We start from the raw sequence: 21,865 nt of genomic DNA, 5'->3' as shown, positions 1-21,865 counted from the left end.
AAGTGCGGAAGCAGGGCTTCCTCTTCTTCCCACGCGGCACTCGCGCCACGCGCGTCCCTCGCCTCACGAACGTACGGCATGCCTCGGACGTGCCGCGTTTGTCCCGTCATGCCGCGGAGGTGTCCTGTTTCCCCCGTACGGACCTCAGGCGGCTCTCGGGGCACCGCGATGGCGGAAGCTGTCAGGTGTGACCCTCCGCGCGTTCGCCGCCGTCCCACCGCGCCCGTCTCATGTCCAGGCGCGGGAGATGGCCCTCGGCGGCCCTGCTCGCCTCCTTCAGGGGCGTGCCCTCGGCACGGTAGTGGCCGAGGGCGTCCAGTTCGTGGCCCGGCAGCAGGACGCCGTCCGCGCGCACGACCCGCCACCACGGCACGACTCCCCCGTACAGGGCCATCACCCGTCCGACCTGACGGGGACCGCCCTCCTCGATCCACTCCGCGACATCCCCGTACGTCATCACGTGCCCGGGCGGAATCCGTTCGGCGACGTCGAGGACCCGCTCGGCGTACTCCGGGAGCGCGTCCGCGTGCTCGGCGCGGGCGTCGTCCGGAAGGCTCTCCTCGCTCATCCGGCCCATCCTGCCCCACCCCACCGACAACGTGACGCGCGCGCGACGGTGGGTTTCCCTCGCCCTGGGACAGCGCTTCCGGCAGACTGTGCGCCCCCGCATCTGCACCCTGACGCCTTCGTGTGTCGGTGGGGCATGCCACCATCGTGCGGGCGGTGACCGGTGATACGAGACCAAGAAGAGACGATGAAGCAGCAGGGTGTGCATCCCGAGGACGCGGAGAGCGCCCCTGCCGCTTCGTCGCGCCCAGGCGCCGCCGACGCGGGCCGGACGGACGACGGGAAGGGCGACCGGAACAGCGACGGGAACAGGGACAAGGTGGACCGAGAGGACGCTGCCCAGGCCGACGACACGGCTCCCCCCGCGCCGTCCGGGCCTGACGGGGACGATCCCGACGAGGTGCACACCGACGAGGTGGAGGGCGACGAACCGCTCCTGCCCGCGCGCGTGCACCGGCCTTCCGACCTCATGCGCCTCATGGTGGGCGTGCTGGCCGTGGCCGTGCTGCTCGCGATCGCCGCGTTCGCACACGGCACCACCTCGGGTCTCGAACAGGACATCAACAAGGGAACCGGACAGGCACCCGACCTCCTGATCAAGATCGCGGGACTGGCTTCCAGCATCGCGATCCTCCTGGTGCCGGTCGCCTTCGCGATCGAGCGGCTGATCAAACGGGACGGACTGCGCATCGCCGACGGCGTCCTGGCGGCCGTCCTCGCCCACGGGGTGACCCTCGCCACCGACCTGTGGGTCGCCAAGGCCGCCCCCAACTCGATCCAGGAGGCGCTCACCCAGCCCTCCCCCGGCGACATCCACGCCCTCACCGACCCCGTGCACGGCTATCTGGCACCCGTCATCGCCTACATGACCGCCGTGGGCATGTCGCGCAGGCCCCGCTGGCGTGCGGTGCTGTGGATCGTGCTGATGCTCGACGCGTTCTCGATGCTCGTCACCGGCTACACGACACCGTTCTCGATCATCCTGACGGTGCTCATCGGCTGGACCGTCGCCTACGGGACCCTCTACGCGGTCGGCTCGCCCAACGTCCGCCCCACCGGCCGCACGCTGATGGCGGGCCTGAGGCACGTCGGCTTCCACCCCGTGAGCGCGGCCCGCGAGGAGGCCTCGGACACATCGGAGACCGGAGACCGGGGGCGGCGCTACTTCGTCACCCTGGAGGACGGGCCGCCCCTGGACGTCACGGTGGTCGACCGGGAACAGCAGGCCCAGGGCTTCTTCTACCGCACCTGGCGCAACCTGACCCTGCGCGGCTTCGCCACCCGCAGCAGCCTCCAGTCGCTACGACAGGCACTCGAGCAGGAAGCACTGCTCGCCTACGCCGCCATCGCGGCCGGCGCCAACGCCCCGAAGCTCATCGCGACCTCCGAGCTGGGCCCCGACGCGGTGATGCTCGTCTACGAGCACACCGGCGGCCACACCCTCGACTCGCTCCCGGACGAGGAGATCACCGACGAGCTGCTGCGCGAGACCTGGCACCAGGTGCGGGCGCTGCAGTCCCGGCGGATCGCCCATCGCAGACTGGTCGGCGACGCGATTCTGGTGGATCGTTCCGGCAGGGTGATCCTCACCGATCTGCGCGTCGGTGAGATCGCCGCCGGTGACCTGCTGTTGCGCATGGACGTCTCCCAGTTGCTGGTGACGCTCGGCCTCAGGGTGGGCGCCGAGCGCGCCGTCGCCGCGGCGTTGAGCGTGCTGGGCCCCGACGCCGTCGCGGACTGTCTGCCGATGCTGCAGCCCATCGCGCTGAGCCGCTCCACGCGCGCGACGCTGCGCAGACTGGCCCGGGAGCGGGCCGAGCGCGAGCGTGAGGCGGTCCTGGAGGCGTCCCGGCAGGCCAAGCAGGCCCGCTTGGAAGAAGCGCCGCACGACGTCGAGCCCGTACTCGAAAAGCCCGACAAGAAGGCCGTCAAGGCGGAAGCGCGGGCCGAGAAGCGAGCCATCGACGAGGCCCTCGAGGGGGCACGCGAAGAGGACCTCCTCACCCAGATCCGCCACGAGGTGCTGCTGATCCGGCCGCAGGCACCGGTCGAACCGGCACGACTGGAGCGGGTCCGGCCGCGCACACTGATCAGCTTCATCGCCGGTGCGATCGGCGCGTACTACCTGCTCACCCAGCTCACCCACATCGAGTTCGGCCCGCTCATCGAGAACGCCGAATGGGGCTGGGTCGCCGCCGCGGTCCTCTTCTCCGCGCTGAGCTATCTGGCGGCTGCGATGGCCCTGCTGGGCTTCGTGCCCGAGCGCGTGCCCTTCGTACGGACCGTGGCGGCACAGGTCGCCGGCTCGTTCGTGAAGATCGTCGCCCCGGCCGCCGTGGGCGGCGTCGCCCTCAACACGCGCTTCCTGCAACGCTCGGGCGTGCGCCCCGGGCTCGCGGTGGCGAGCGTCGGCGCCTCACAGCTGTTCGGGCTCGGCTGCCACATCCTGATGCTGCTGTCCTTCGGCTACCTGACCGGTACCGAGAAGACGCCGTCCCTGTCGCCGTCCCGGACGGTCATCGCCGGCCTGCTGACGGTGGCGGTGCTCGTGCTCGTGGTGACGTCCGTGCCGTTCCTGCGGAAGTTCGTCGTCACGCGCGTGCGGTCCCTGTTCGCGGGTGTCGTGCCGCGCATGCTCGACGTGCTCCAGCGGCCCCAGAAGCTCGTCACCGGGATCGGCGGCATGCTGCTTCTGACGGCCTGCTTCGTGATGTGTCTGGACGCGTCGATCCGGGCGTTCGGAACCGAGGGGACGTCGATCAGCATCGCCAGCGTCGCCGTCGTCTTCCTGGCCGGCAACGCGCTGGGATCCGCCGCCCCGACCCCGGGCGGTGTGGGTGCGGTGGAGGCGACTTTGACGGTCGGTCTGATCGCCGTCGGCCTCCCCAAGGAGGTCGCCGCGCCCGCGGTGCTGCTGTTCCGCCTGCTGACGCTGTGGATCCCCGTGCTGCCGGGCTGGCTCGCCTTCAACCACCTCACGCGCAAGGGAGCGCTGTAGTACGACGATCCGGTGCGGGGCCCGGTCCCGGAGGCGTACCTCGTACGGCCCGCGCCCCGAGCATCCTCACGTACCCGACCGCAGGATGGAGTCATGCCGAACCCTCCCCGGCTGCGCGCCGCCGCCCTGACCGCCACCGCTCTTGTGCTGTCCTCCGTGCTGGCGGGATGCGGCGACGACTCCCAGGAGGACGAGGACCTGTCGGCCCAGGAGCTGAGCTGGAAGGACTGTCCGGCACCGTCCGCGGCGGAGGGCGGGGGCAACCCCCCGTCGCCCCTGCCGGACGGCGACAAGTGGCAGTGCGCCACCATGAAGGCCCCCCTGGACTGGGCCAAGCCCAAGGGCGACACCATCGAGCTCGCGCTGATCCGGGCGAAGTCGAGCGGCGCGGAGAGCGACCGCATCGGCTCGCTGCTCTTCAACTTCGGCGGCCCCGGCGGCTCCGGCGTCACCACGCTGCCCGCCTTCGGTGAGGACTACGCGAAACTGCGCACCCGCTACGACCTGGTCAGCTTCGACCCGCGCGGGGTCGGCCGCAGCGCCCCTGTGGAGTGCGAGAACAACCTCGAACTCGACGCCTACTTCCAGCAGGACGCGACGCCCGACGACGCGGCCGAGCGCGCCGACTTCCTGGTCAACACCAAGGAGTTCAACGGGGCCTGCGAAACGAACTCCGAGAAGATCCTGCCGCATCTGCGCACCACCGACGCGGCCCGCGACATGGACCTGATGCGCCAGGTCCTCGGCGACGCCAAGCTGCACTACTTCGGCATCTCCTACGGCACGGAACTGGGCGGCGTCTACGCCCACCTCTTCCCGAGGAACGTCGGCCGCGCGGTCTTCGACGCGGTCGTCGACCCGACACAGACGTCCGAGCAGGGCTCGCTCGGACAGGCCAAGGGCTTCCAGCGCGCCCTCGACAACTACGCCGAGGACTGTGCCTCCAAGGCCGAGGACTGTCCGGTCGGCAACAGCGCGCAGGACGTCAAGAACCGCATCGCCAAGCTGCTCAAGGACCTCGACAGCAAGCCCATCCCCGGCATCTACCCGCGCGACCTGACCCAGAGCGCCGCCACCAACGGCATCGCGCAGGCGCTGTACTCGCAGGACTTCTGGGAGTACCTCACCGAGGGCCTGGATCAGGCGTACGACGGCAACGGCCAGATCCTGATGGCGCTGTCCGACTCGATGAACGGCCGCAACCAGGACGGCCAGTACAGCAACATCAGCGCCGCCAACGTCGCCATCAACTGCGCCGACGACAAACCGCGGTACAGCACGGACTACATCCAGCGGAAGCTGCCCGAGTTCCGGGCCGCCTCCCCGCTGTTCGGCGACTTCCTGGCCTGGGGCATGGCCGGCTGCACCGACTGGGCCGTGGCGGGCGCCGCCGACCATCCCGACGTGAGCGCGCCCGGCTCGGCACCGATCCTCGTCGTGGGCAACACGGGCGACCCGGCCACGCCGTACGAGGGCACGAAGAAGATGGTGGACGCGCTGGGCGAGGGCGTCGGCGTCGAGCTGACCTACAGGGGTCAGGGCCATGGGGCGTACGACAGCAAGAACAAGTGTGTGCAGGACGCGGTGAACGGCTACCTGCTCGACGGGAAGGTTCCCGAGACCGGGCTCGTCTGCTCCTGACACCCGCCGACAACCGCCGAACGGGCACGAGTTCGCAGGTCAGAACGTTATCCACAGGCCTCGGCAGCCTTCGCGTGAGCGGCCTACCATGGCCGGACAGCCATTTCGCAGCACAGGGCGGAAGGCCTGGACGGGGGGAAGTGCGATGACGCGTTTCGTACGGTTGGCGGCTCTGGGGGCCGCCGCCGCGCTCCTGGTGTCGGGGTGCAGCGGCGGCTCGACCGACGACGACAAGAGCGGCGGGGAGACCGGCCGGGCACAGACGTCGCCCGAGGGCTCGGGCGGGGCCTCGGACGCGCTGCCCTCGTCACTGACCTCGCAGAGACTCGACTGGAACCGCTGCAAGGCCACCGCACAGGCCTCCGCTCCGGGCAGCGACTGGGAGTGCTCGACGCTGAAGGTACCGCTGGACTGGTCGAAGCCGGACGGCGAGAAGATCGACCTCGCCCTGATCCGGACCAAGGCCCGGGGCGAGAAGCGCATCGGCTCGCTCCTGTTCAACTTCGGCGGGCCGGGCCAGTCGGGGCTGTCCACGATGCCCGCCTACGCCGCCACCGCCTCGCTCCTGCGCGAGCGATACGACCTGGTGAGCTGGGACCCCCGCGGGGTCGGAGCCAGTGAGGGTGTCCGGTGCCGCAGCGACCGGGAGATCGAGGCCGCCGAGTCGGTGGACATCACGCCGGACACCGCGGCCGAGGAGACCGCCTTCTTCGAGGACGCCGCCGGCTTCGGCCGGGGCTGCGAGGAGGACGCCGGGAAGCTGATGGCGCACGTCTCGACCACCGACACCGCGCGCGACATGGACCTGATGCGTCAGGTCCTCGGCGACAGGAAGACGCACTACTTCGGCATCTCCTACGGCACCGAACTCGGCGGTGTCTACGCCCACCTGTTCCCGGAGAACGTGGGCCGGCTGGTCCTGGACGCGGTTTCCGACCCGAGCGCCGACACGGTGGGCCACGCGGAGAACCAGGCCCGGGGATTCCAGCGCGCGCTGGACGCCTATCTCAAGGCGACCGGCCAGGATCCCGCCCGGGGCTCGCAGAAGATCGTGAACCTGCTGAAGCGGATCGACCGGGAGCCGCTCTCCACGTCGTCCGACCGGAAGCTGACCGAGGCGCTCGCGTTCCTCGGCATCATCCTGCCGCTGTACAGCGAGGACAGCTGGCCGACCCTGACCAGCGCCCTGGCAGCGGCGGAACAGGGCGACGGTTCGGAACTCCTGGCCCTCGCCGACGGCTACAACGACCGTGACCCGTCGGGGCGTTACGGCACCGGGACCCACTCGCAACGGGTCATATCGTGCCTGGACGACAAGCAGCGGCCGACAGTCGAGCAGACGCGGAAGCTGCTGACGCGCTTCGAGAGGGTCTCGCCCGTGTTCGGGGCCTTCATGGGGTGGGACACGACCGGCTGGTGCCACGACTGGCCGGTGGCCGGGCAGTACGAGACTCCGGAGGTGAGCGCACCCGGCGCGGCACCGATCCTGGTGGTCGGCAACACCGGCGACCCGGCGACGCCGTACGAGGGCACCCGGAAGATGGCGGACGAGCTGGGCGAGGGCGTGGGCGTGGTGCTCACCTGGAAGGGCGAGGGACACGGCGCGTACGGGAGCGGGAGCGACTGCGTGGACTCCACGGTCAACGCGTACCTGCTGACCGGGACGGTACCGAGGGACGGCAGGGTCTGCTCATGACGACGGCGGGGGCCTCGGGCACCGTCGGTGTCCGAAACCCCCGCCGCTCAGGCCGGGAGGCCGGGTCAGTAGACCGGCTTGCTCGGCTCGATCTGGTTGACCCAGCCGATCACGCCGCCGCCGACGTGCACGGCGTCGGCGAAGCCCGCCGACTTCAGGACCGCGAGGACCTCCGCACTGCGGACACCCGTCTTGCAGTGCAGGACGATCTTCTTGTCCTGCGGGAGGCCCTGAAGGGCAGTGCCCATCAGGAACTCGTTCTTCGGGATCAGCTTGGCGCCCGGGATCGAGACGATCTCGTACTCGTTGATCTCGCGGACGTCGATGATCTCGATGTTCTCGCCGTCGTCGATCCACTCCTTGAGCTGCTTGGGAGTGATCGTCGAGCCGGCGGCCGCCTCCTGGGCCTCCTCGGAGACGACGCCGCAGAAGGCCTCGTAGTCGATGAGCTCGGTGACGGTCGGGTTCTCGCCGCAGACCGCGCAGTTCGGGTCCTTGCGAACCTTGACCTGGCGGTACTGCATCTCCAGGGCGTCGTAGATCATCAGGCGGCCGACCAGCGGCTCACCGATGCCCGCGAGGAGCTTGATGGCCTCGTTCACCTGGATGGAGCCGATGGACGCGCACAGCACGCCCAGGACGCCGCCCTCGGCGCAGGAAGGGACCATGCCCGGCGGCGGGGGCTCCGGGTAGAGGCAGCGGTAGCAGGGGCCGTGCTCGGACCAGAAGACGGAGGCCTGGCCGTCGAAGCGGTAGATCGAGCCCCACACGTACGGCTTGTTGAGCAGCACGCAGGCGTCGTTGACCAGGTAGCGGGTGGCGAAGTTGTCCGTGCCGTCGACGATCAGGTCGTACTGGCTGAAGATGTCCATCACGTTGTCGGCCTCGAGCCGCTCTTCGTGCAGGACCACGTTCACGTACGGGTTGATGCCGAGGACGGAGTCGCGCGCGGACTCGGCCTTGGAGCGGCCGATGTCGGCCTGGCTGTGGATGATCTGACGCTGGAGGTTCGACTCGTCGACCTCGTCGAACTCCACGATGCCGAGCGTGCCCACGCCCGCGGCGGCCAGGTACATCAGTGCCGGCGAGCCCAGGCCGCCGGCGCCCACACAGAGCACCTTGGCGTTCTTCAGCCGCTTCTGCCCGTCCATCCCGACGTCGGGGATGATCAGGTGGCGGGAGTACCTGCGGACCTCGTCTACGGTGAGCTCGGCAGCCGGCTCGACCAGGGGTGGCAGCGACACGGGGACTCCGTTGGTCGGTCAATCATTACGGTTGTTCTCCCCGTAACAGTGCCATGGCCTTTTTCATTCCGAGACACCCGTTCCGATCCGCGAGACGATTTCGTCCCAGTAGCCGGGCATCGCCTCCCAGGGGTCGGTGCGACCGCCGTGGTCCGTGCGGTCGGTGAAGTAGATCGTGGAGGCGCCCTGCCAGCGGGCGATGCGCAGCGCCTCCTCGAGGTGAGGGCGCGGCACACCGTGGACCAAGTGGCAGAACCGCTCGGGCGGGTAGTCGGCCGTCCACTCCGCCACCTGCGACCAGCGGTAGTCGCTCCACGGGCCGGAGAAGGTGACCAGTTGGTCGGCGTTCTCGGCGTAGCCGGGGTACGGGTGGATGCCATGGCCGAGAACGATGTGGGCGTCGTCACGCAGCGCGCGGAGCGTGGTCACCGTGCGGCGGATCTCGGGCAGCGCGGCGCGTTCGCTCGGGCAGCGGTCCAGGAGGAAGCCGTCGACCTTGTACCAGTCCACGTACCGGTGCGCCTCGGAGATCACCTCCCCGAAGGCGCGGGCGCCGTACGTGGTGTCGAGGTGGCCGAGCACACGGATGCCGGCGTTGCGCAGTCGGCCGGCCGCCTCCAGACAGTGCGGGTCGGGCCGGCTGCCCGGGCCGTCCGAGACATTGAGGACGACCCAGTGCAGGGGGGTGCCGGGGCGGGTGAGTTCGGCCCACTCGGCCGGAGCGACCAAGGGGTGGGCGAAGCCGGGAACGCCGAAGCGGGTGCGGAGGCCGGTGTTCGCGGCACCCTGTTTGGAGCGGGTCAGATGCGGCATGCCGCCTCCATCCAGATGTCGGCCAGGGACTCCTCGAGGCCGATGCGGGGACGCCAGCCGAGCCTGTCGCGCGCGGTGCGCACGTCGGCCTGCTGCCAGCTGCCGCAGCCGTCGGGGTACGGATACGCGACCGGGGCCGCGTGGTCCGACTCGGAGCGGGGATGCCCGATGGTCGCCCGCAACGGGCCGGGTGGACCGTCGAGTTCGTGCAGGGTCCCGGCGTATCCCGCCACGCGCGCGAGGACTCCGGCGGCGTCGCGCAGGCGGACGGCGCGGCCCGAGCCGATGTTGATGACGCCCTGCGCGGCGGAGAGCGAGGCCGCGTGCACGGCGCGGGCCACGTCGCGGACGTCGACGAAGTCGCGCTGGGCGCCCAGGCCGCCGAGCTTGAGCTCTCCGTCGCCGGATTGCATGGCGCGGCGCATGGCCTCGGCGAGACGGCCGAGCGGGGAGCCGGCGGGGGTGCCGGGGCCTGCCGGCGAGAAGACGCGCAGGACCACGGCGTCCAGTCCGGAGCCGAGGACGAGTTCGGTGGCGGCGAGTTTGCTGACGCCGTACGGGCCGCCGGGGCGGGGGACGGCGTCCTCCGCGGTCGACGAACCGGGCTGGCTGGGGCCGTACTCCGCACCGCAGCCGATCTGTACGAGGCGGGCGCCGCAGCCGCTGCGGCGCAGGGCCTCGCAGACGGTGGCGACGGCGACGGTGTTGTGGCGGGCCAGTTCGCGGGCGCCGCCCCTGGTGGCTCCCGCGCAGTTGATGACAACTCCGGGGTGCACCGCGTCGAGGAAGCGTGTGAGGGCGCCGGGGCTGCCGGACGCGAGGTCGAAGCGGACGTCGGCGTCGTCTCCACGGCCGAGGGCGGTGAGCTGGACGGCCGGGTCGGCGAGCAGGCGGTCGGCGACGAAGCGGCCGAGGTAGCCGTTGGCTCCGATCAGCAGGACTCTCATCGCGCGGCTCCCGGGGCCGAGGTGTCGGGTCGGGAGGTGATCATTTGGTGGTCTCCTTCAGGGAGGGGCGCGCGGGTTGCCTCCGGCGGTGGGGCCGGGGGCTCCGGCGGTGGGGCGGGTGCGGTGCCTGTGGTGGTGGGGCGGGTTCCTGCGGAGGTGGGGCGGGTTCCTGCGGAGGTGGGGCGGGTTCCTGCGGTGGTGGGGCGGGTGCCTGCGGCAGCCTGCGTGGGTGAACGGGGGTGCGCGTAGCGCCCGGTTCGTCGTGGGTCGGGGCCGCGTCGGGGGGTGTCCGTCCTCGGAACGTCGCGGAATCGGTCGGTTACAGGGGTGGTCGTGTTGACGCGACAACCGCTGCGGGCGGACACCCCCCGACACGTCCCCTGCTCGTCGTACGCGGGTGCGGGAGCTCGGGGGCCGCCCCTCATCGCTGTTCCTCCGTCGGTGCGTGGGCCGATGCCCTGGTGAGGGTGCGGGTCGCGTGGAGCAGGAGGATCAGTGCGCCGGTGCCGCAGGTGAGTGTCTGGACGCTCGCCGGGCCCCAGGTGTCGGCCAGGGTCTGGACCGGGACGGCCAGGACGTCGCAACCGGGCAGGCGGGCGGCGAAGACCGTGGCCAGGGCCATTGCCTGGGCTGTCGCCGTGGCCGTGAGGATCACCGCCGGGGCGTGGGTGAAGCGGTGGGTGGTGAGCAGCCGGGCCAGGAGGAGGAGGGAGCCGAGGGCGAGGGTCGGGGCGTAGGCCGTGGGTTCCTCCAGGGTCACCGAGGTCAGGGCGAGGAGGCCGGCGAGGGCGCACAGGAACAGGGCGAAGGTGGTGAGCAGCAGGGGGCGTACGGAGGCGGCGAAGTCCTCCAGACCCCGGCTGGCCGTCAGTTTGCGGCGGCATCGTGCGGTGAACGCGTAGGTGCTCCAGGCTGCTGGGGCGCAGGCCCATACGAGAGCGAGGACGGGGGCGATCGCGAGCGGCCAGGGGGCGTTCGGCGTGCCGTCGGGCAGGCCGTCGGGGCCTCCTGCCAGGGCGGTCCGGAGCAGGCCGTCGCCCAGGAGGGCGTAGGCGAGGAGCCAGCAAGTCCAGGTGCGGGCGGCGGTTGCCGGGGCGGTCGTGTCGGGCCTGGGGGCGAGCGGGCCGCGGGCCAGGGCGGCGCGTAGCGCTACTGCCACGGCGAGGGCGCCGGCGACTGCGACCGTCAGGCGGGGGCGCCCTTGCGTGAGGTGCAGGCCGACCACGGTCGCCGTGCACAGGGCGCCGGGCAGGAGGGTGAGCAGCACCCAGTCGGCACGCGGTCGGGAAGTCGCCTGCGGGGCTGGGGGCGTCGGCGTTTCGCCGTCGCGGGGCATGCGCGCGTACATCTCCTCGGCCAGCGAGAAGACGTCACGGTGGCGGAAGCGGGCGGCGGTGCGGTCGGTGACGCCGTGCGCCTCCAGGCCCGCCGCGATCTCCAGGGGGTCCACAGCTCGTTCGCAAAGGTCCCGGTGGCGGTGCATCAGGGCCTTCACCGGGTCCGCGGCGGTGCGGCGGGGTGTGGAGGAGCGGTGGGGGGCGGAGGGGTGGTCGGGGGCGCGGGCGCCGGGCTCGTCGCCGTGAGTGGCGTCGGGCCGTGTTCGTGTCTCCTGTCCCGTGCTGAGCCACTCCTCCGACCGTGCGTCCCAGGATCCGGAGCTGATCGCCACATCGCCCGGCTCGCTCATGACGCCCCCTTCGTGACGGCGGTCGGCGCGGTGGCGCGGACCGGCGGACCGACTGCCCAGCCGGGGCCGCCGCGGGCCACGACGCGTAGGCCCTGGCCGGTCCAGCCGCCGGGCACGTGGGCCTCGGCGGGAGAGGCGAAGGGGAGGGGCTCGCCGGTGCCGTCGAGGACTACGCGACGGACCGGGGTGCGCGAGACGATCTCCAGGTAAATGCCGTGAAATGCCGTGATGTTCTGCTCGACGGTGAACAGTTCGAGTGCCCGGGCGCGGGCGGCGGCGCCCAGGCGCTCGCGGCGCTCGGTGTCGCGCAGCAGGGCCACGCACGCCTCGGCGAGCGCCCGTGGATTGCGCGGGGGTACGACGAGGCCGGTGCCGCCGATGACCTCCACGACGGCGCCGACGTCCGTGGACACCGTCGCTCGGCCGCAGAGCATGGCCTCGACCAGGTTGATCGGGAAGCCCTCGACGACGCTGGACAGGACGGTCACCGCGCCCGCGGCGTACGCGTCGGCCAGGGTGGGCAGTTCCGGGCCGCCGATCTCCTCGAAGGACACCGGGTTGTCGCCGACGGCGTGCGGGCCGTCCGCTTCGTCGGGGAAGAGCTGTGCGGCCAGCGCCCCACAGTGCTGGAGGTACGCCTTGCCCTCGGCGCCCGCCGGCGCGCCGATGATGCGTAGCCGCGTCTTGGGCTCCTCCTTGCGGATCTCCGCGAAGGCGTGCAGCAGGGAGACCAGGTCCTTGGCCGGTTCCACCCGGCCGACCCAGACCAGGGTGTGCGGGTCGACGCACTCCGGCGACTCGCCGACGTCCGCGAAGCGGGACGCGTCCATGCCCGGGTAGACCGTGCGCAGCTTGTCGCGGTCGGCGCCGCAGCGTTCCTGCCAGCGGCGGGCGTGCGCGTTGCCGGGCGTGACGATCGAGGCCCGGCCGTAGGCCTCAGCGGCGAGTCTGCCGTGGAAGGCGGTGAGCAGGGCGCGCACGGCGGGCGAGGACTCCGTGGCGGTCAGGTAGTGGGTGCGCAGCCGCACGCCGTACTCGGTCACCAGCAGGGGTACGCCGCAGAAGTGCTGTGCGAGCAGGCCGGGCAGGGCCGCCGCGCCGCCGGACGTCGCGTGACACAGGTCGACCGCGCCGAGGCCGTCGTCCTCGTACCAGTCGAGCGAGAGGGGGCGCAGGGCGCTTTCGAGGTGCGCCGCGACGGTGAGCAGATCCGGTACGCGCGCCTCGCGCGCTGTGCGCGGGGCGCCGGGCGCACGACAGGCGCGTTCCAGGGCGCGTACAGCGGCCTCGGAGCGGAGGGCTCCGACGAGCCCGCCTTCGTCGCGGGCGAGTTCGGCCAGCCCGTACAGGGTGCTGGCGAAACGGTCCGCCTCACTGGTCGACGGCTCCTCCGAGGAGCCGGAAGCATCCATGCCGCTTCCCGAGCACAGCACGGTCGCCAACTCGCCGTAGCACTCGGCGAACCGCCGGCGCGCGCGCCGTCCGTACACCACCCCGGTGTCCTCGGCCATCCACAGCGGCGCCGTGCGCACCCTGCTGACCTGCGGCGGCAGGGGGATCCAGCCCTCGTCCTCCTGGCGTTCGCTGCGGCTGAGCGCGTAGATGTCGAACTCGTGCTGCTCGAGCCCGCGCACGAGCCGGTCGCACCAGAGCCTGGCGTCACCGCTCACATACGGATAGCCACCCTCCGTAAGCAGTCCGATGCGCACGAGCGCACCCCCGATCTCCCGTATGGAGAGCCGCCGTTGACCCGACGGCTCGCAGCGGGACGAACGTATGCGGACGGGGCGGTGGCGCGACGGACGGTTGTCCATCACGCCACCAGAAGGGGTGAACGGTCGTAACTTTCCGGTGCGGTTCGCGTTCCGTCGCGCTAAGAGATCATGCGCGCACGGATTGTCACTGGCGGGAGGGGTGGGAGGTGCGGATCGCCAGGCTCACGGCGGCTGTTCAGACCATGGCCGGCTCGCGCCGGGCCGCCCTGCGCCGCGCCGCGAGCCCCGGGTCCAGCGCCGGTACGGCGGCCAGGAGCTGCTGGGTGTACGGGTCCTGCGGATTGTCGTACACCTCGTCAGCGGGACCCGACTCGACGATCCGGCCCCGGCGCATCACCGCGACACGGTCGCTGGCCTGGCGTACGACGGCGAGGTCGTGCGCGACGAAGACCAGCGCCAGACCGAGTTCGCGCTGCAACTCGCCGAGCAGGGCGACCACCTGTGCCTGGGTGGTGACGTCCAGCGCGGAGACCGGTTCGTCGCAGACGATGACGCGCGGATCGGCCGCGAGCGCCCGCGCGATGCCCACGCGCTGGCGCTGTCCGCCGCTGAACTCGTGCGGGTAGCGGTCGTAGTGCGCCGCTTCGAGCCCTACGCGCTCCAGCAGTTCGCGTACCCGCCCCCTGACGCGCCCCTCGTCCGGTTCGCCGCGTGCCCGTAGCGGGTCGGCGATCGACTCGCCGACGCTGCGGCGCGGGTTGAGGGAGGAGACGGGGTCCTGGAAGACCATCTGCACCTCGGGGCGCACTCCCCCGCCGGGCTTGATCTCGCCGGCCGTCGGCTGCAGAAGTCCCACGAGCATCCGCCCCAGGGTCGTCTTCCCGCTGCCGCTCTCGCCCACCACGCCGAGGGTCTCGCCGCGCCGGATCGTCAGCGAGACGTCGTCGACGGCCGCGAAGGCCCGCTTTCCGCGCCCGAACTCGCGTCTGAGGCCCGTCGCCTCGAGGACGACCTCCCCGGCCGGCGCCGAGGGAGCGCGCGGCGCGTCCACGCGCGGGACCGCGTCAAGCAGTTCCCGGGTGTACGACTGTGCGGGCGCACCCAGTACGGCACCGACCGGACCGTGCTCGACCGTCCGCCCGTGCCGCATGACCAGGACCTCGTCCACACTCTCGGCGGCCACCCCCACGTCGTGGGTGACGAGCAGGAGACCCATGCCGGTCTCCTCGCGCAGCGCGTGCAGCAGGTCGAGGATCTGGGCCTGGACGGTGACGTCGAGCGCGGTCGTCGGCTCGTCGGCGATCAGCAGGTCGGGTTCGCAGGCGAGCGCCATGGCGATGAGGGCGCGTTGCCGCATGCCGCCGCTGAACTCGTGGGGGCGTGAACGGGACCGCCGCCGCGCGTCCGGGATGCCCACCCGGTCCAGTACCTCCACGGCACGCGCGCGTGCGGCTCGCCGTGACCCACGCGCGTGCACGCGGTACACCTCGGCGATCTGGTCCCCGATCGCGTAGTACGGGTCGAGCGACGACAGCGGGTCCTGGAAGACCATGGCGGCCCCACCGCCGCGCAGCCGCCGCAGTTCGTCGTCGGAGGCCCGCTGTACGTCGATGCCGGCGACCTGGACCGAGCCGCCGACCCGCGCGCCCGTACCCCGGTGCAGGCCCAGCAGGGCAGCCGCGACCGTGGACTTGCCGGAGCCGGACTCCCCGACGAGGGCCAGGGCGGCGCCCCCCTCTAGGCGGAAGGAGAGCTGGTCGACGGCCCGCAGCCCGCCGAACTCGACGCAGAGGCCGGTGACTTCGACGAGGCTCGGGGACTCGCCCTGCCTGGACCCGTTCACGTCAGCACCACCCGTCGGTCGGCCACCGCGTACAGCACGTCCGCGACGGCGTTGGCGATCACTACGAAGAACCCGATGACGAGGACCATGCCGACGACGACCGGAAGGTCGACGACGTTGACGGCATGGACCAGTTCCTGGCCGATTCCGGGCAGGCCGAAGAGCGTCTCGGTGAGTACGGCGCCGCCCACCGCGCCGCCGAAGTTGTTGGCGTTCAGCGCGATGACCGGTGCGAACGCCCCGCGCAAGGCGTGTCGTCCGATGACCGAGCGCTCGCCGACGCCGTACGCCCTGAAGGTCCTGATGTGGTCCTCGGCCAGCGTCTCCAGCATCGCCGCCCTGGTCAGCCGGGCGAACGCGGCGGCCTCTATGAGGGCGAGCGAGAACCACGGCAGCAGCAGGTTCCACGCCCACTGCTCGGGGTCGTCGGTGAAGGCCACGTACTGCGGGAAGGGCAGCAGTTCGAGCTCGCCGCAGACGACGATCATCAGGACCAGGCCGATGACGAAGACCGGCGTGGCGACACCGGCGAGCGTGATCCCGGTCAGCAGCCGCTCGGTGAGCCGGCCGCGCCGCCAGGCGGAGAGCACGCCGGTGCCGACGCCCAGGACCAGCCACAGCACCATGGCGCCGAACACGAGCGAGAGGCTGACCGGCAGCTTGGTCAGGATCAGCCGGGTGACCTGCTGGTCGCTCTGGTACGACAGCCCGAGGCAGGGTGCCGGGCAGTGCTCCACGGAGGTGCCCGTCGAGTAGTCCTGGCCGACGACGAGACCCTGGAGGAAGTGCCAGTACCTCTCGTAGAGCGGGTCGTGGAGGTGCAGCTGCTCGGCGACCTGGTGCACCTGGGCGGGCGAGCAGCGTGGGCCGCAGGTGATCTGGGCGACGTTGCCGGGCGTGACGTAGAAGACGACGTAGACGATCACCGAGATGGCGAAGAGGGTGATCAGGGCGCCGGCGGCGCGGCGGAGGACGAATCCTGCGAGGCGGGTCACGAGGCGCCCTCCGTCGCCACCGGGGCTGTCGCCTTGGCCTCCTGTCTGCGGCCCGTGCCGACGCGCAGGCGGGACGCCGCGCGCGGGTCGAGGGCCGTGCGGACGCCGTCGCCGAGGACGGTCAGGGCCAGGACGGTCACGAAGAGCGCGCCCGCCGGCAGGAGCAGGTACTGCGGGGCCGCCTGGTACCAGACGTCGGCGGCGGTGAGCATCTGTCCCCAGGACGGCGTCGGAGGCTTCACTCCCACGCCGAGGAAGGACAGGGCCGCCTCGACGGTGATGTTGATCGGGACGAGGAGCGCGGCGTACGTGATGACCGGGGCGGCGAGTCCTGGCAGCAGCTCGCGGCGGGCGATCCGCCAGGTGCTCCAGCCGCTGAGCCGGGCGGCGGACACGTAGTCGAGGCCCTTGAGGGTGAGGGTCTGGGCGCGCGTGATCTTCGCGATGTTGCCCCAGGCGACGAGGCCGATGACGAGAGCGACCAGGAGGGGCCGTGGGAAGTTCGACGGCACGATAGCGAGCAGCGCCAACGCCATGATCATCAGTGGCAGGGCGACGATGATGTCGGTCAGCCTGCTCAACACTTGATCAACCCATTGACTCCCGAGCGCGGCCGCGACACCCACCACGACACCGATCAACACCTGTACGGCGGTCGCGGTCAGCGCGACACCGAGGGACACCCGAGCGCCGTACACCAGTCGTGCGAACAGGTCCCGCCCGGTCTGCGGTTCGACGCCGAGCCAGTGGTCACCGCTGACACCGCCGAACGGGCCGACGGGTACGCCGCCGCGCGCCGAGTCCACCAGGGAGGGGTGATACGTGGTGGGGTCCTGGCCCTCGATCGCCGTGAGCAGCGGTGCGGCCAGCGCGAGAAGGACGAGCAGCGCGACGACGGCCGCCGCGACGAGGGCGGCGCGCTGCGTCCACAGCCGCCGCCAGAACTGACGGGCCCCCGAGGCGGCCGGGAGGGCAGGGCCCGTCCCGGCCGCCTGGGTGGCGACAAGTGCCTCGCTCATCGGGTTACTTGACCGCGACCTGCGAGATGTCCAGCACACCGGTCCAGTCGCTGATCACGACGTTCTTGATGTCCTGGCCGTACAGCCGCTTGTAGACCGGGTGGAACAGCGGCACGGTCAGAGCCTGCTCGCCGATCTTCTTGTCCAGCGCACCCCACCGCTTGGCGGCAGCGTCAAGATCCGTCAACTTGTTGATCGCGTCAATCTCGGCATTGACCGTCTTGTCGTTCAGCAGGCCCGTGTTGAAGTTCGCACCGTCCTTGACGATCTGCCGGCCGTCGAAGATCGGGGCGAGGAAGGGACCGCCGGAGGGCCAGTCGGCGCCCCAGTGGGCGAGGAAGAAGCCGGGTTCGCTCTTCACGTCGTGGATCGTGTCGGAGTAGTCGTTCTCCTCGAGACCCTGCAGTTCGACGGTGATGCCGGCCTTCTTGAGGGCGTCCTGGATCGCGGTCGCGATCTCCGGGCTGGTCTCGAAGTCCCTGCTGTTGGAGTGCGTCAGCGTGATGGTCAGCCCGTTCTCGTAACCGGCCTCCTCGAGCAGCTGCCTCGCCTTCGCCGCGTTGCCCGACCGGCCCGCCGGGAAGAGGTCGTACGGCGTGTGGCCGAAGGACTTCTGGTCCGGCAGGAAGGTGGTGGCGGGCTCGGCCAGCGCGGATCCGCCGGCCGCGTTGACGACGGACGACCGGTCGACGGCGTACGAGATCGCCTGCCGCACCTTGACGTTGTCGAACGGCTTGATGGTCGGGTTGAACGCGATGTAGTTCGTGTAGCCGAAGTGGCCGGTGCCGACGCGCGCGGCCAGCTCCTTGTCGCCCGTCACCTTGGCGAGTTCGGCCGGGCCGAGGTTGGTGTCCGTGGTGACCGCGGCCGCGTCCGCTCCCTGGGACGCGGCGAGCCGCTGGTTGATGACGGACGAGTCAAGACCGGACCGTACGTCGATCCTGTCCGGGTAGGCCTTGCGCTCGGCGTCCGTGGACGCGGACCAGTACGTGTTGCGTTCCAGGACGACCCGCTCGCCGTCGTTCTCGTTCGAGACGACCTTGTACGGCCCGGACGAGACGGGGTGCTCCTCGTACTTCGTGCCGGTGTCCTTGGCCTTCGGGACCGGAGTGAACTGCGTCTGCGTCGCCAGGTACGGGAACTCGCCCTCGGGCTTGTCGAGGTGGAAGACGATCGTCCGCGCGTCCGGCGTCTCGATCGAGTCGAGCCCGCCCTTGTCCTTGTACGGCCCCTCGTAGTCGGCGCCGCCGATCAGCCAGTCCCTCAGGTAGGGCGCGCCACCGGAGAGTTCGGCGGCGAAGGAACGCTCGATGCCGTACTTGACGTCGGCTGCGGTGATCGCGGTGCCGTCCTCGTACTTGAGGCCCTTCTTCAGGGTGTACGTCCACACGGTCGCGTCCTTGTTGGGGCGCCCGGTGTCGGTCGCGAGGTCGGGGACGACCTCGGCGCCGGCCGCGCCGTTCTCGCGGTTGCGGGTCGTGAGCGTGCGGAAGACGAGGGACGGGACGTTGCCGCCGCCGGAGGTGTACAGGCGGGCCGGGTCGAAGTCCTGCTGCGGGTTGGAGTTCAGGACCGTGAGGGTGCCGCCCTTGTGGGGCGTGGAGTCGCCACCTGCACCCTTGGCATCGTTGTCCTTCGGCCCGCAGGCGGCGGCACCGGCTGCCAGGACCAGGCCGACGGATGCCGCGGCCACGCGGCGCGCTGTGAGGGACGGTTGACGCATCGGAGACGACCTCTCGAAAGGTGAGACAGAAAGCCGAATAGTGAGACAGAAGTGAGCAGACGTCTGCCCCGGCGTCAGGTCGTCGGAAAACGCGTGACCGAGTCACGTACGGGAGGAGAGTTCGCGACGCACACGCCGAGGGGCGGGCGTCAGCGACAGAGGATGTCAGCCACGCAGAGCGGGGTCACACCGATGAGCGCCAGCTCGAGGGCGGCGCGAACGGAGGTGTGACGGGGCGACATGCGCAGCAATATGGACGACTTTTCTGCGCATGTCAACGCGGCGCCGACGGGGCGAGGCCGCCCCGGCCGTCAACTCCCGGGATACGCCCAGGCGTTGGCTCGGCAGTGAACTCCGTCATGATCGAGGAACTTGGTCTGCTGCTGCATGACCGGCGCGAGCTCGCCGTCCTTGTCGCAGGTGACGTGGCTGTAGCCGAGCCGGTGGCCGACTTCGTGGTTGATCAACATCTGCCGGTACGCATGGATCTGATCGTCACCGTACGTCTCGGACCCCTGCGCCCATCGATAGGCGTTGATCATCACGCGTTCGGTGGCCGCCGAGTCGCAGGACACGTTGTCCACGGTGGTGTCCAGACCGGATTTGGCGCACCAGGTGGCCGTGGTGCCGGGGCTGGCGAGGGTGATCACGAAGTCGGGCTTGCCGGAGTAGATGCGCTCGAAGGTCCGGGCGTCGTTGTGGGCCCAGCTCCGGTCGTCGTTGAGCGTCTCGTGCACGGCCCGCGCGAAGAGTTCCCCGTCGAGGTCGAGCCCCTGCTCCACGTCCACCCGGTAGGTGTACTTGCGCCCCTTGCCGGGCGCCTTGTCGATCCCCTTGACCGCGTCGAACTTCCCCGAGCCCTTGAGCGTGGCGCCGAGCGCGTACGTCCTGCCCATCTTCTGCGCGTACGTCAGCTTCACCACGCCGGGCGAACCGGTGGGCGTGGGCCGCCCGTCCCCGCGCGAGGCGGAGTCCCGGGCGTCCCGGGCCTGGTCGGTGGCGGACTGCGACCGCAGGGCGTCGTCCTCGCGTCCGTTCGCGACCTGACCGGCCACGACCACGGCCAGCACGGTGGTGACGGCGGCCGCCGCGATCCCGGTGAACGTCCGCCCCTTGCCGCCCCTGGGAGCCGTCGGCTCGCCCGTGGGCGGCGCGTCGTCGTCGAAGCCGTCGCGCCCGCCGTCGTCCTGGCCGGCCTCGGCGGGCCAGGCCGTGACGCCGGAGTACGGGTCGGAGGCGATCGGGTGGGAGGCGATCGGGTCGGAAGCGAGCGCCGACAGCGTTCGACGGCCGCCCGAAGCGCCGGAGGTGCGGGGCGCGAAGACGTCGTCCTCCCGCTCGAAGGCGTCGAGGTAGTCCTGCCTCGGCCCCGTCGCGCCGGTGGGCGGCCCCTGTCGCTGCCGCGGCAGACCGACACCCGGAGCGCCCGGAGCGCCCGCGCCGCCCGGCCTGCCGCGCCCGGCCGGTCCGCGCCCGTTCAACTCCCCCCAGCCGCCACCGGATTCACGCTGCTCGGGGTGGTCTCCGCGAACCCGGGGGAAACCATTCGCCGGGGTGCCGTCGGGAAGTCGCGGCACACCTCGCGCGGGTGTCCCGCCCGAAACCTGCGGCACCCCACGAGCGGGAGTGCCGTCAGGAAACCGAGGCACCCCCCGGGCCGGTGTGCCGTCAGGAAACCGAGGCACCCCCTGAGCCGGAGTGCCGTCCGAGTACCGCGGCACACCCTGCGCCGGCGTCCCGTCGGCGTATCGCTGAGCCCCCTGGGCCTGCGTGCCGTACCCCGGCTGCGGTGGGGGCGGTGTCTGCCGTGCGGGCGGAGGGACCTGGGTCCGGCCTCGGCCCGCGGGATCGGCGGCGCCCCCCTCGGGGCCACTCTTGGGAGCTGGTCCACGTCGACTGTGGCGTCCCACCTGGCCCCTCAGCTCCCCGAGTTCGTACTGCCCGACATCCCGGCCCTACCGCCGGACACCCCTTCTCTATCACTGTCTGCGATCAGTTCGCGAAACGCGCCGGCCACCGTCTCCGGATATTCCATCATCGCCACGTGCCCGGCCTCCGGAAGAGTGAGGAGACGCGAGTCGCGAAAGGCACGGGCCGCCTTCTGGGCCATACGGAAGCCGACGAGCTGGTCGCGGCCACCGTAGACGAGGAGGGTCGGCGCGAGGACGCGCTCGGCCTGACGCCACAGCGCGTGCTGGCCGCCCAGGGTGTACGAGTTCACCAGCCCGCGCGCGGACCGCGTCATCGCGTCCCAGAAGTACGGCAGTTGCAGCCGCCGTTCCATCTCCTGCACGGCATGGCGGAAGCCTTCCGGCGTCACCCGCCCGGGGTCGCCGTAACACAGGGCCGTGACCCCCCGGACCCGCTGCTCGGCCGTCCACTCCTTGGTGAACCGGGTGAAGAGCCCGGCCACACCGGGCACCGCCAGCAGCCCAGTCGGCACGGCGGTGCGCTGGACGCGGAGCTCGGGCAGCGCGGGCGAGACGAGGGTGAGGGTGCGGACCAGATCGGGCCGTACCGCGGCTACGCGCGTGGAGACCGTGCCGCCGAGCGAGTTCCCGAAGAGGTGCACCGGGCCGCGTCCGGAGGCGTCGAGATAGCGGATCACCGCGCGCGCGTGCCCGGTGATCGAGTAGTCGCCGTCGTCCGGCGGCGGGGAGTCGCCGAAGCCCGGCAGGTCGAGGGCCTCGCTGTCGACGGCGCCCTCCAGCTGCAGCATCAGCGCCGACCAGTTCTGCGAGGAACCGCCGAGGCCGTGCACGCACAGCGCGGGCGGCAGCCCTTCGCGCGCGGGCGGCCTCGACCGCACCGTCAGCGTGATCCCGGGCAGCCCGACCGACCTGAGCCGCTCACCCTCCGCGACCCTGACGGGCGCCACCCTGGGAAGCACGGTGGCGGGCGGCACGAACGGCAGCTCGGTCGAAGACATGCGGCAATGTTACGAGACGATCACGCAGTGGTTCATGTGTTCGCCGTC

At 71.3% G+C, this 21,865-nt stretch carries 16 protein-coding genes; 3 read left to right on the top strand and 13 right to left on the bottom strand.

Annotation, left to right across the window (positions count from 1 at the left end; genetic code table 11):
* Window positions 1-181 precede the first annotated feature (181 nt).
* The gene (locus AQJ84_RS13440; RefSeq protein WP_030038280.1) at window positions 182-568 is read right to left on the bottom strand and encodes an MGMT family protein; all 387 of its coding nucleotides are present in this window, start codon (window positions 566-568) and stop codon (window positions 182-184) included.
* A 186-nt stretch (window positions 569-754) separates the two neighbouring features.
* Here AQJ84_RS13440 and AQJ84_RS13435 point away from each other — a divergent pair, with 186 nt between their 5' ends.
* From AQJ84_RS13435 to AQJ84_RS13425, 3 genes are all read left to right on the top strand, one after another.
* Entirely contained in the window at window positions 755-3,565 is a 2,811-nt protein-coding gene (locus AQJ84_RS13435) for a lysylphosphatidylglycerol synthase transmembrane domain-containing protein (protein WP_053193576.1), read from the top strand.
* A gap of 93 nt (window positions 3,566-3,658) precedes the next feature.
* On the top strand, window positions 3,659-5,206 hold the full coding sequence (locus tag AQJ84_RS13430) for an alpha/beta hydrolase (RefSeq protein ID WP_030038283.1): 1,548 nt from the start codon (window positions 3,659-3,661) through the stop codon (window positions 5,204-5,206).
* 145 nt (window positions 5,207-5,351) lie between these two features.
* The gene (locus tag AQJ84_RS13425; protein ID WP_030038284.1) at window positions 5,352-6,902 is read left to right on the top strand and encodes an alpha/beta hydrolase; all 1,551 of its coding nucleotides are present in this window, start codon (window positions 5,352-5,354) and stop codon (window positions 6,900-6,902) included.
* A 65-nt stretch (window positions 6,903-6,967) separates the two neighbouring features.
* Here the strand turns inward: AQJ84_RS13425 and moeZ are convergent, their stop codons facing one another.
* The 12 genes from moeZ to AQJ84_RS13370 all read right to left on the bottom strand — a co-directional run bounded on the left by moeZ (window position 6,968) and on the right by AQJ84_RS13370 (window position 21,817).
* Window positions 6,968-8,146 carry an adenylyltransferase/sulfurtransferase MoeZ gene (moeZ, locus tag AQJ84_RS13420; protein WP_030038285.1) on the bottom strand — a complete coding sequence of 393 codons (1,179 nt, stop codon included), beginning with the start codon at window positions 8,144-8,146 and terminating at the stop codon, window positions 6,968-6,970.
* A 63-nt stretch (window positions 8,147-8,209) separates the two neighbouring features.
* The gene (locus tag AQJ84_RS13415) at window positions 8,210-8,959 is read right to left on the bottom strand and encodes a spherulation-specific family 4 protein (protein WP_030038286.1); all 750 of its coding nucleotides are present in this window, start codon (window positions 8,957-8,959) and stop codon (window positions 8,210-8,212) included.
* Window positions 8,947-9,906 carry an NAD-dependent epimerase/dehydratase family protein gene (locus AQJ84_RS13410; RefSeq protein ID WP_053193573.1) on the bottom strand — a complete coding sequence of 320 codons (960 nt, stop codon included), beginning with the start codon at window positions 9,904-9,906 and terminating at the stop codon, window positions 8,947-8,949. The genes AQJ84_RS13415 and AQJ84_RS13410 overlap by 13 nt, the downstream gene beginning before the upstream one ends.
* A 421-nt stretch (window positions 9,907-10,327) precedes the next feature.
* Entirely contained in the window at window positions 10,328-11,593 is a 1,266-nt protein-coding gene (locus AQJ84_RS13405; RefSeq protein WP_225877127.1) for a hypothetical protein, read from the bottom strand.
* On the bottom strand, window positions 11,590-13,302 hold the full coding sequence (locus AQJ84_RS13400) for a DUF3492 domain-containing protein (RefSeq protein ID WP_030038290.1): 1,713 nt from the start codon (window positions 13,300-13,302) through the stop codon (window positions 11,590-11,592). The genes AQJ84_RS13405 and AQJ84_RS13400 overlap by 4 nt, the downstream gene beginning before the upstream one ends.
* A gap of 241 nt (window positions 13,303-13,543) precedes the next feature.
* Window positions 13,544-15,151 (bottom strand): dipeptide ABC transporter ATP-binding protein, encoded by a 1,608-nt coding sequence (locus tag AQJ84_RS13395; protein ID WP_030038291.1) that lies wholly within the window; start codon window positions 15,149-15,151, stop codon window positions 13,544-13,546.
* Window positions 15,148-16,146 (bottom strand): ABC transporter permease, encoded by a 999-nt coding sequence (locus tag AQJ84_RS13390; RefSeq protein WP_030038292.1) that lies wholly within the window; start codon window positions 16,144-16,146, stop codon window positions 15,148-15,150. The genes AQJ84_RS13395 and AQJ84_RS13390 overlap by 4 nt, the downstream gene beginning before the upstream one ends.
* Entirely contained in the window at window positions 16,143-17,165 is a 1,023-nt protein-coding gene (locus AQJ84_RS13385; protein ID WP_053190302.1) for an ABC transporter permease, read from the bottom strand. The genes AQJ84_RS13390 and AQJ84_RS13385 overlap by 4 nt, the downstream gene beginning before the upstream one ends.
* Before the next feature lie 4 nt (window positions 17,166-17,169).
* A complete protein-coding gene (locus AQJ84_RS13380; protein WP_030038295.1) occupies window positions 17,170-18,888 on the bottom strand; it encodes an ABC transporter substrate-binding protein in 1,719 nt (572 codons plus the stop codon).
* 149 nt (window positions 18,889-19,037) lie between these two features.
* On the bottom strand, window positions 19,038-19,130 hold the full coding sequence (locus tag AQJ84_RS44965; protein ID WP_310591749.1) for an Ms4533A family Cys-rich leader peptide: 93 nt from the start codon (window positions 19,128-19,130) through the stop codon (window positions 19,038-19,040).
* Between the two features lie 69 nt (window positions 19,131-19,199).
* The gene (locus tag AQJ84_RS13375; protein ID WP_053190301.1) at window positions 19,200-20,798 is read right to left on the bottom strand and encodes a DUF3152 domain-containing protein; all 1,599 of its coding nucleotides are present in this window, start codon (window positions 20,796-20,798) and stop codon (window positions 19,200-19,202) included.
* Between the two features lie 8 nt (window positions 20,799-20,806).
* On the bottom strand, window positions 20,807-21,817 hold the full coding sequence (locus AQJ84_RS13370) for an alpha/beta fold hydrolase (protein WP_030038296.1): 1,011 nt from the start codon (window positions 21,815-21,817) through the stop codon (window positions 20,807-20,809).
* Window positions 21,818-21,865: the final 48 nt, after the last annotated feature.

The organism is Streptomyces resistomycificus, from assembly GCF_001514265.1.
In the GTDB taxonomy this organism is placed as follows: Bacteria; Actinomycetota; Actinomycetes; order Streptomycetales; family Streptomycetaceae; genus Streptomyces; species Streptomyces resistomycificus.
This window is presented reverse-complemented; position numbering and strand designations above follow the sequence as displayed.

What these genes read in the sequence shown, in the direction of transcription:
- AQJ84_RS13440 (WP_030038280.1), bottom strand. Translation starts at nt 568, where the DNA reads ATGAGCGAGGAGAGCCTTCCGGACGACGCCCGCGCCGAGCACGCGGAC.
- AQJ84_RS13435 (WP_053193576.1), top strand. Translation starts at nt 755, where the DNA reads ATGAAGCAGCAGGGTGTGCATCCCGAGGACGCGGAGAGCGCCCCTGCC.
- AQJ84_RS13430 (WP_030038283.1), top strand. Translation starts at nt 3,659, where the DNA reads ATGCCGAACCCTCCCCGGCTGCGCGCCGCCGCCCTGACCGCCACCGCT.
- AQJ84_RS13425 (WP_030038284.1), top strand. Translation starts at nt 5,352, where the DNA reads ATGACGCGTTTCGTACGGTTGGCGGCTCTGGGGGCCGCCGCCGCGCTC.
- AQJ84_RS13415 (WP_030038286.1), bottom strand. Translation starts at nt 8,959, where the DNA reads ATGCCGCATCTGACCCGCTCCAAACAGGGTGCCGCGAACACCGGCCTC.
- AQJ84_RS13410 (WP_053193573.1), bottom strand. Translation starts at nt 9,906, where the DNA reads ATGAGAGTCCTGCTGATCGGAGCCAACGGCTACCTCGGCCGCTTCGTC.
- AQJ84_RS13405 (WP_225877127.1), bottom strand. Translation starts at nt 11,593, where the DNA reads ATGAGCGAGCCGGGCGATGTGGCGATCAGCTCCGGATCCTGGGACGCA.
- AQJ84_RS13385 (WP_053190302.1), bottom strand. Translation starts at nt 17,165, where the DNA reads ATGAGCGAGGCACTTGTCGCCACCCAGGCGGCCGGGACGGGCCCTGCC.
- AQJ84_RS13380 (WP_030038295.1), bottom strand. Translation starts at nt 18,888, where the DNA reads ATGCGTCAACCGTCCCTCACAGCGCGCCGCGTGGCCGCGGCATCCGTC.
- AQJ84_RS44965 (WP_310591749.1), bottom strand. Translation starts at nt 19,130, where the DNA reads ATGTCGCCCCGTCACACCTCCGTTCGCGCCGCCCTCGAGCTGGCGCTC.
- AQJ84_RS13370 (WP_030038296.1), bottom strand. Translation starts at nt 21,817, where the DNA reads ATGTCTTCGACCGAGCTGCCGTTCGTGCCGCCCGCCACCGTGCTTCCC.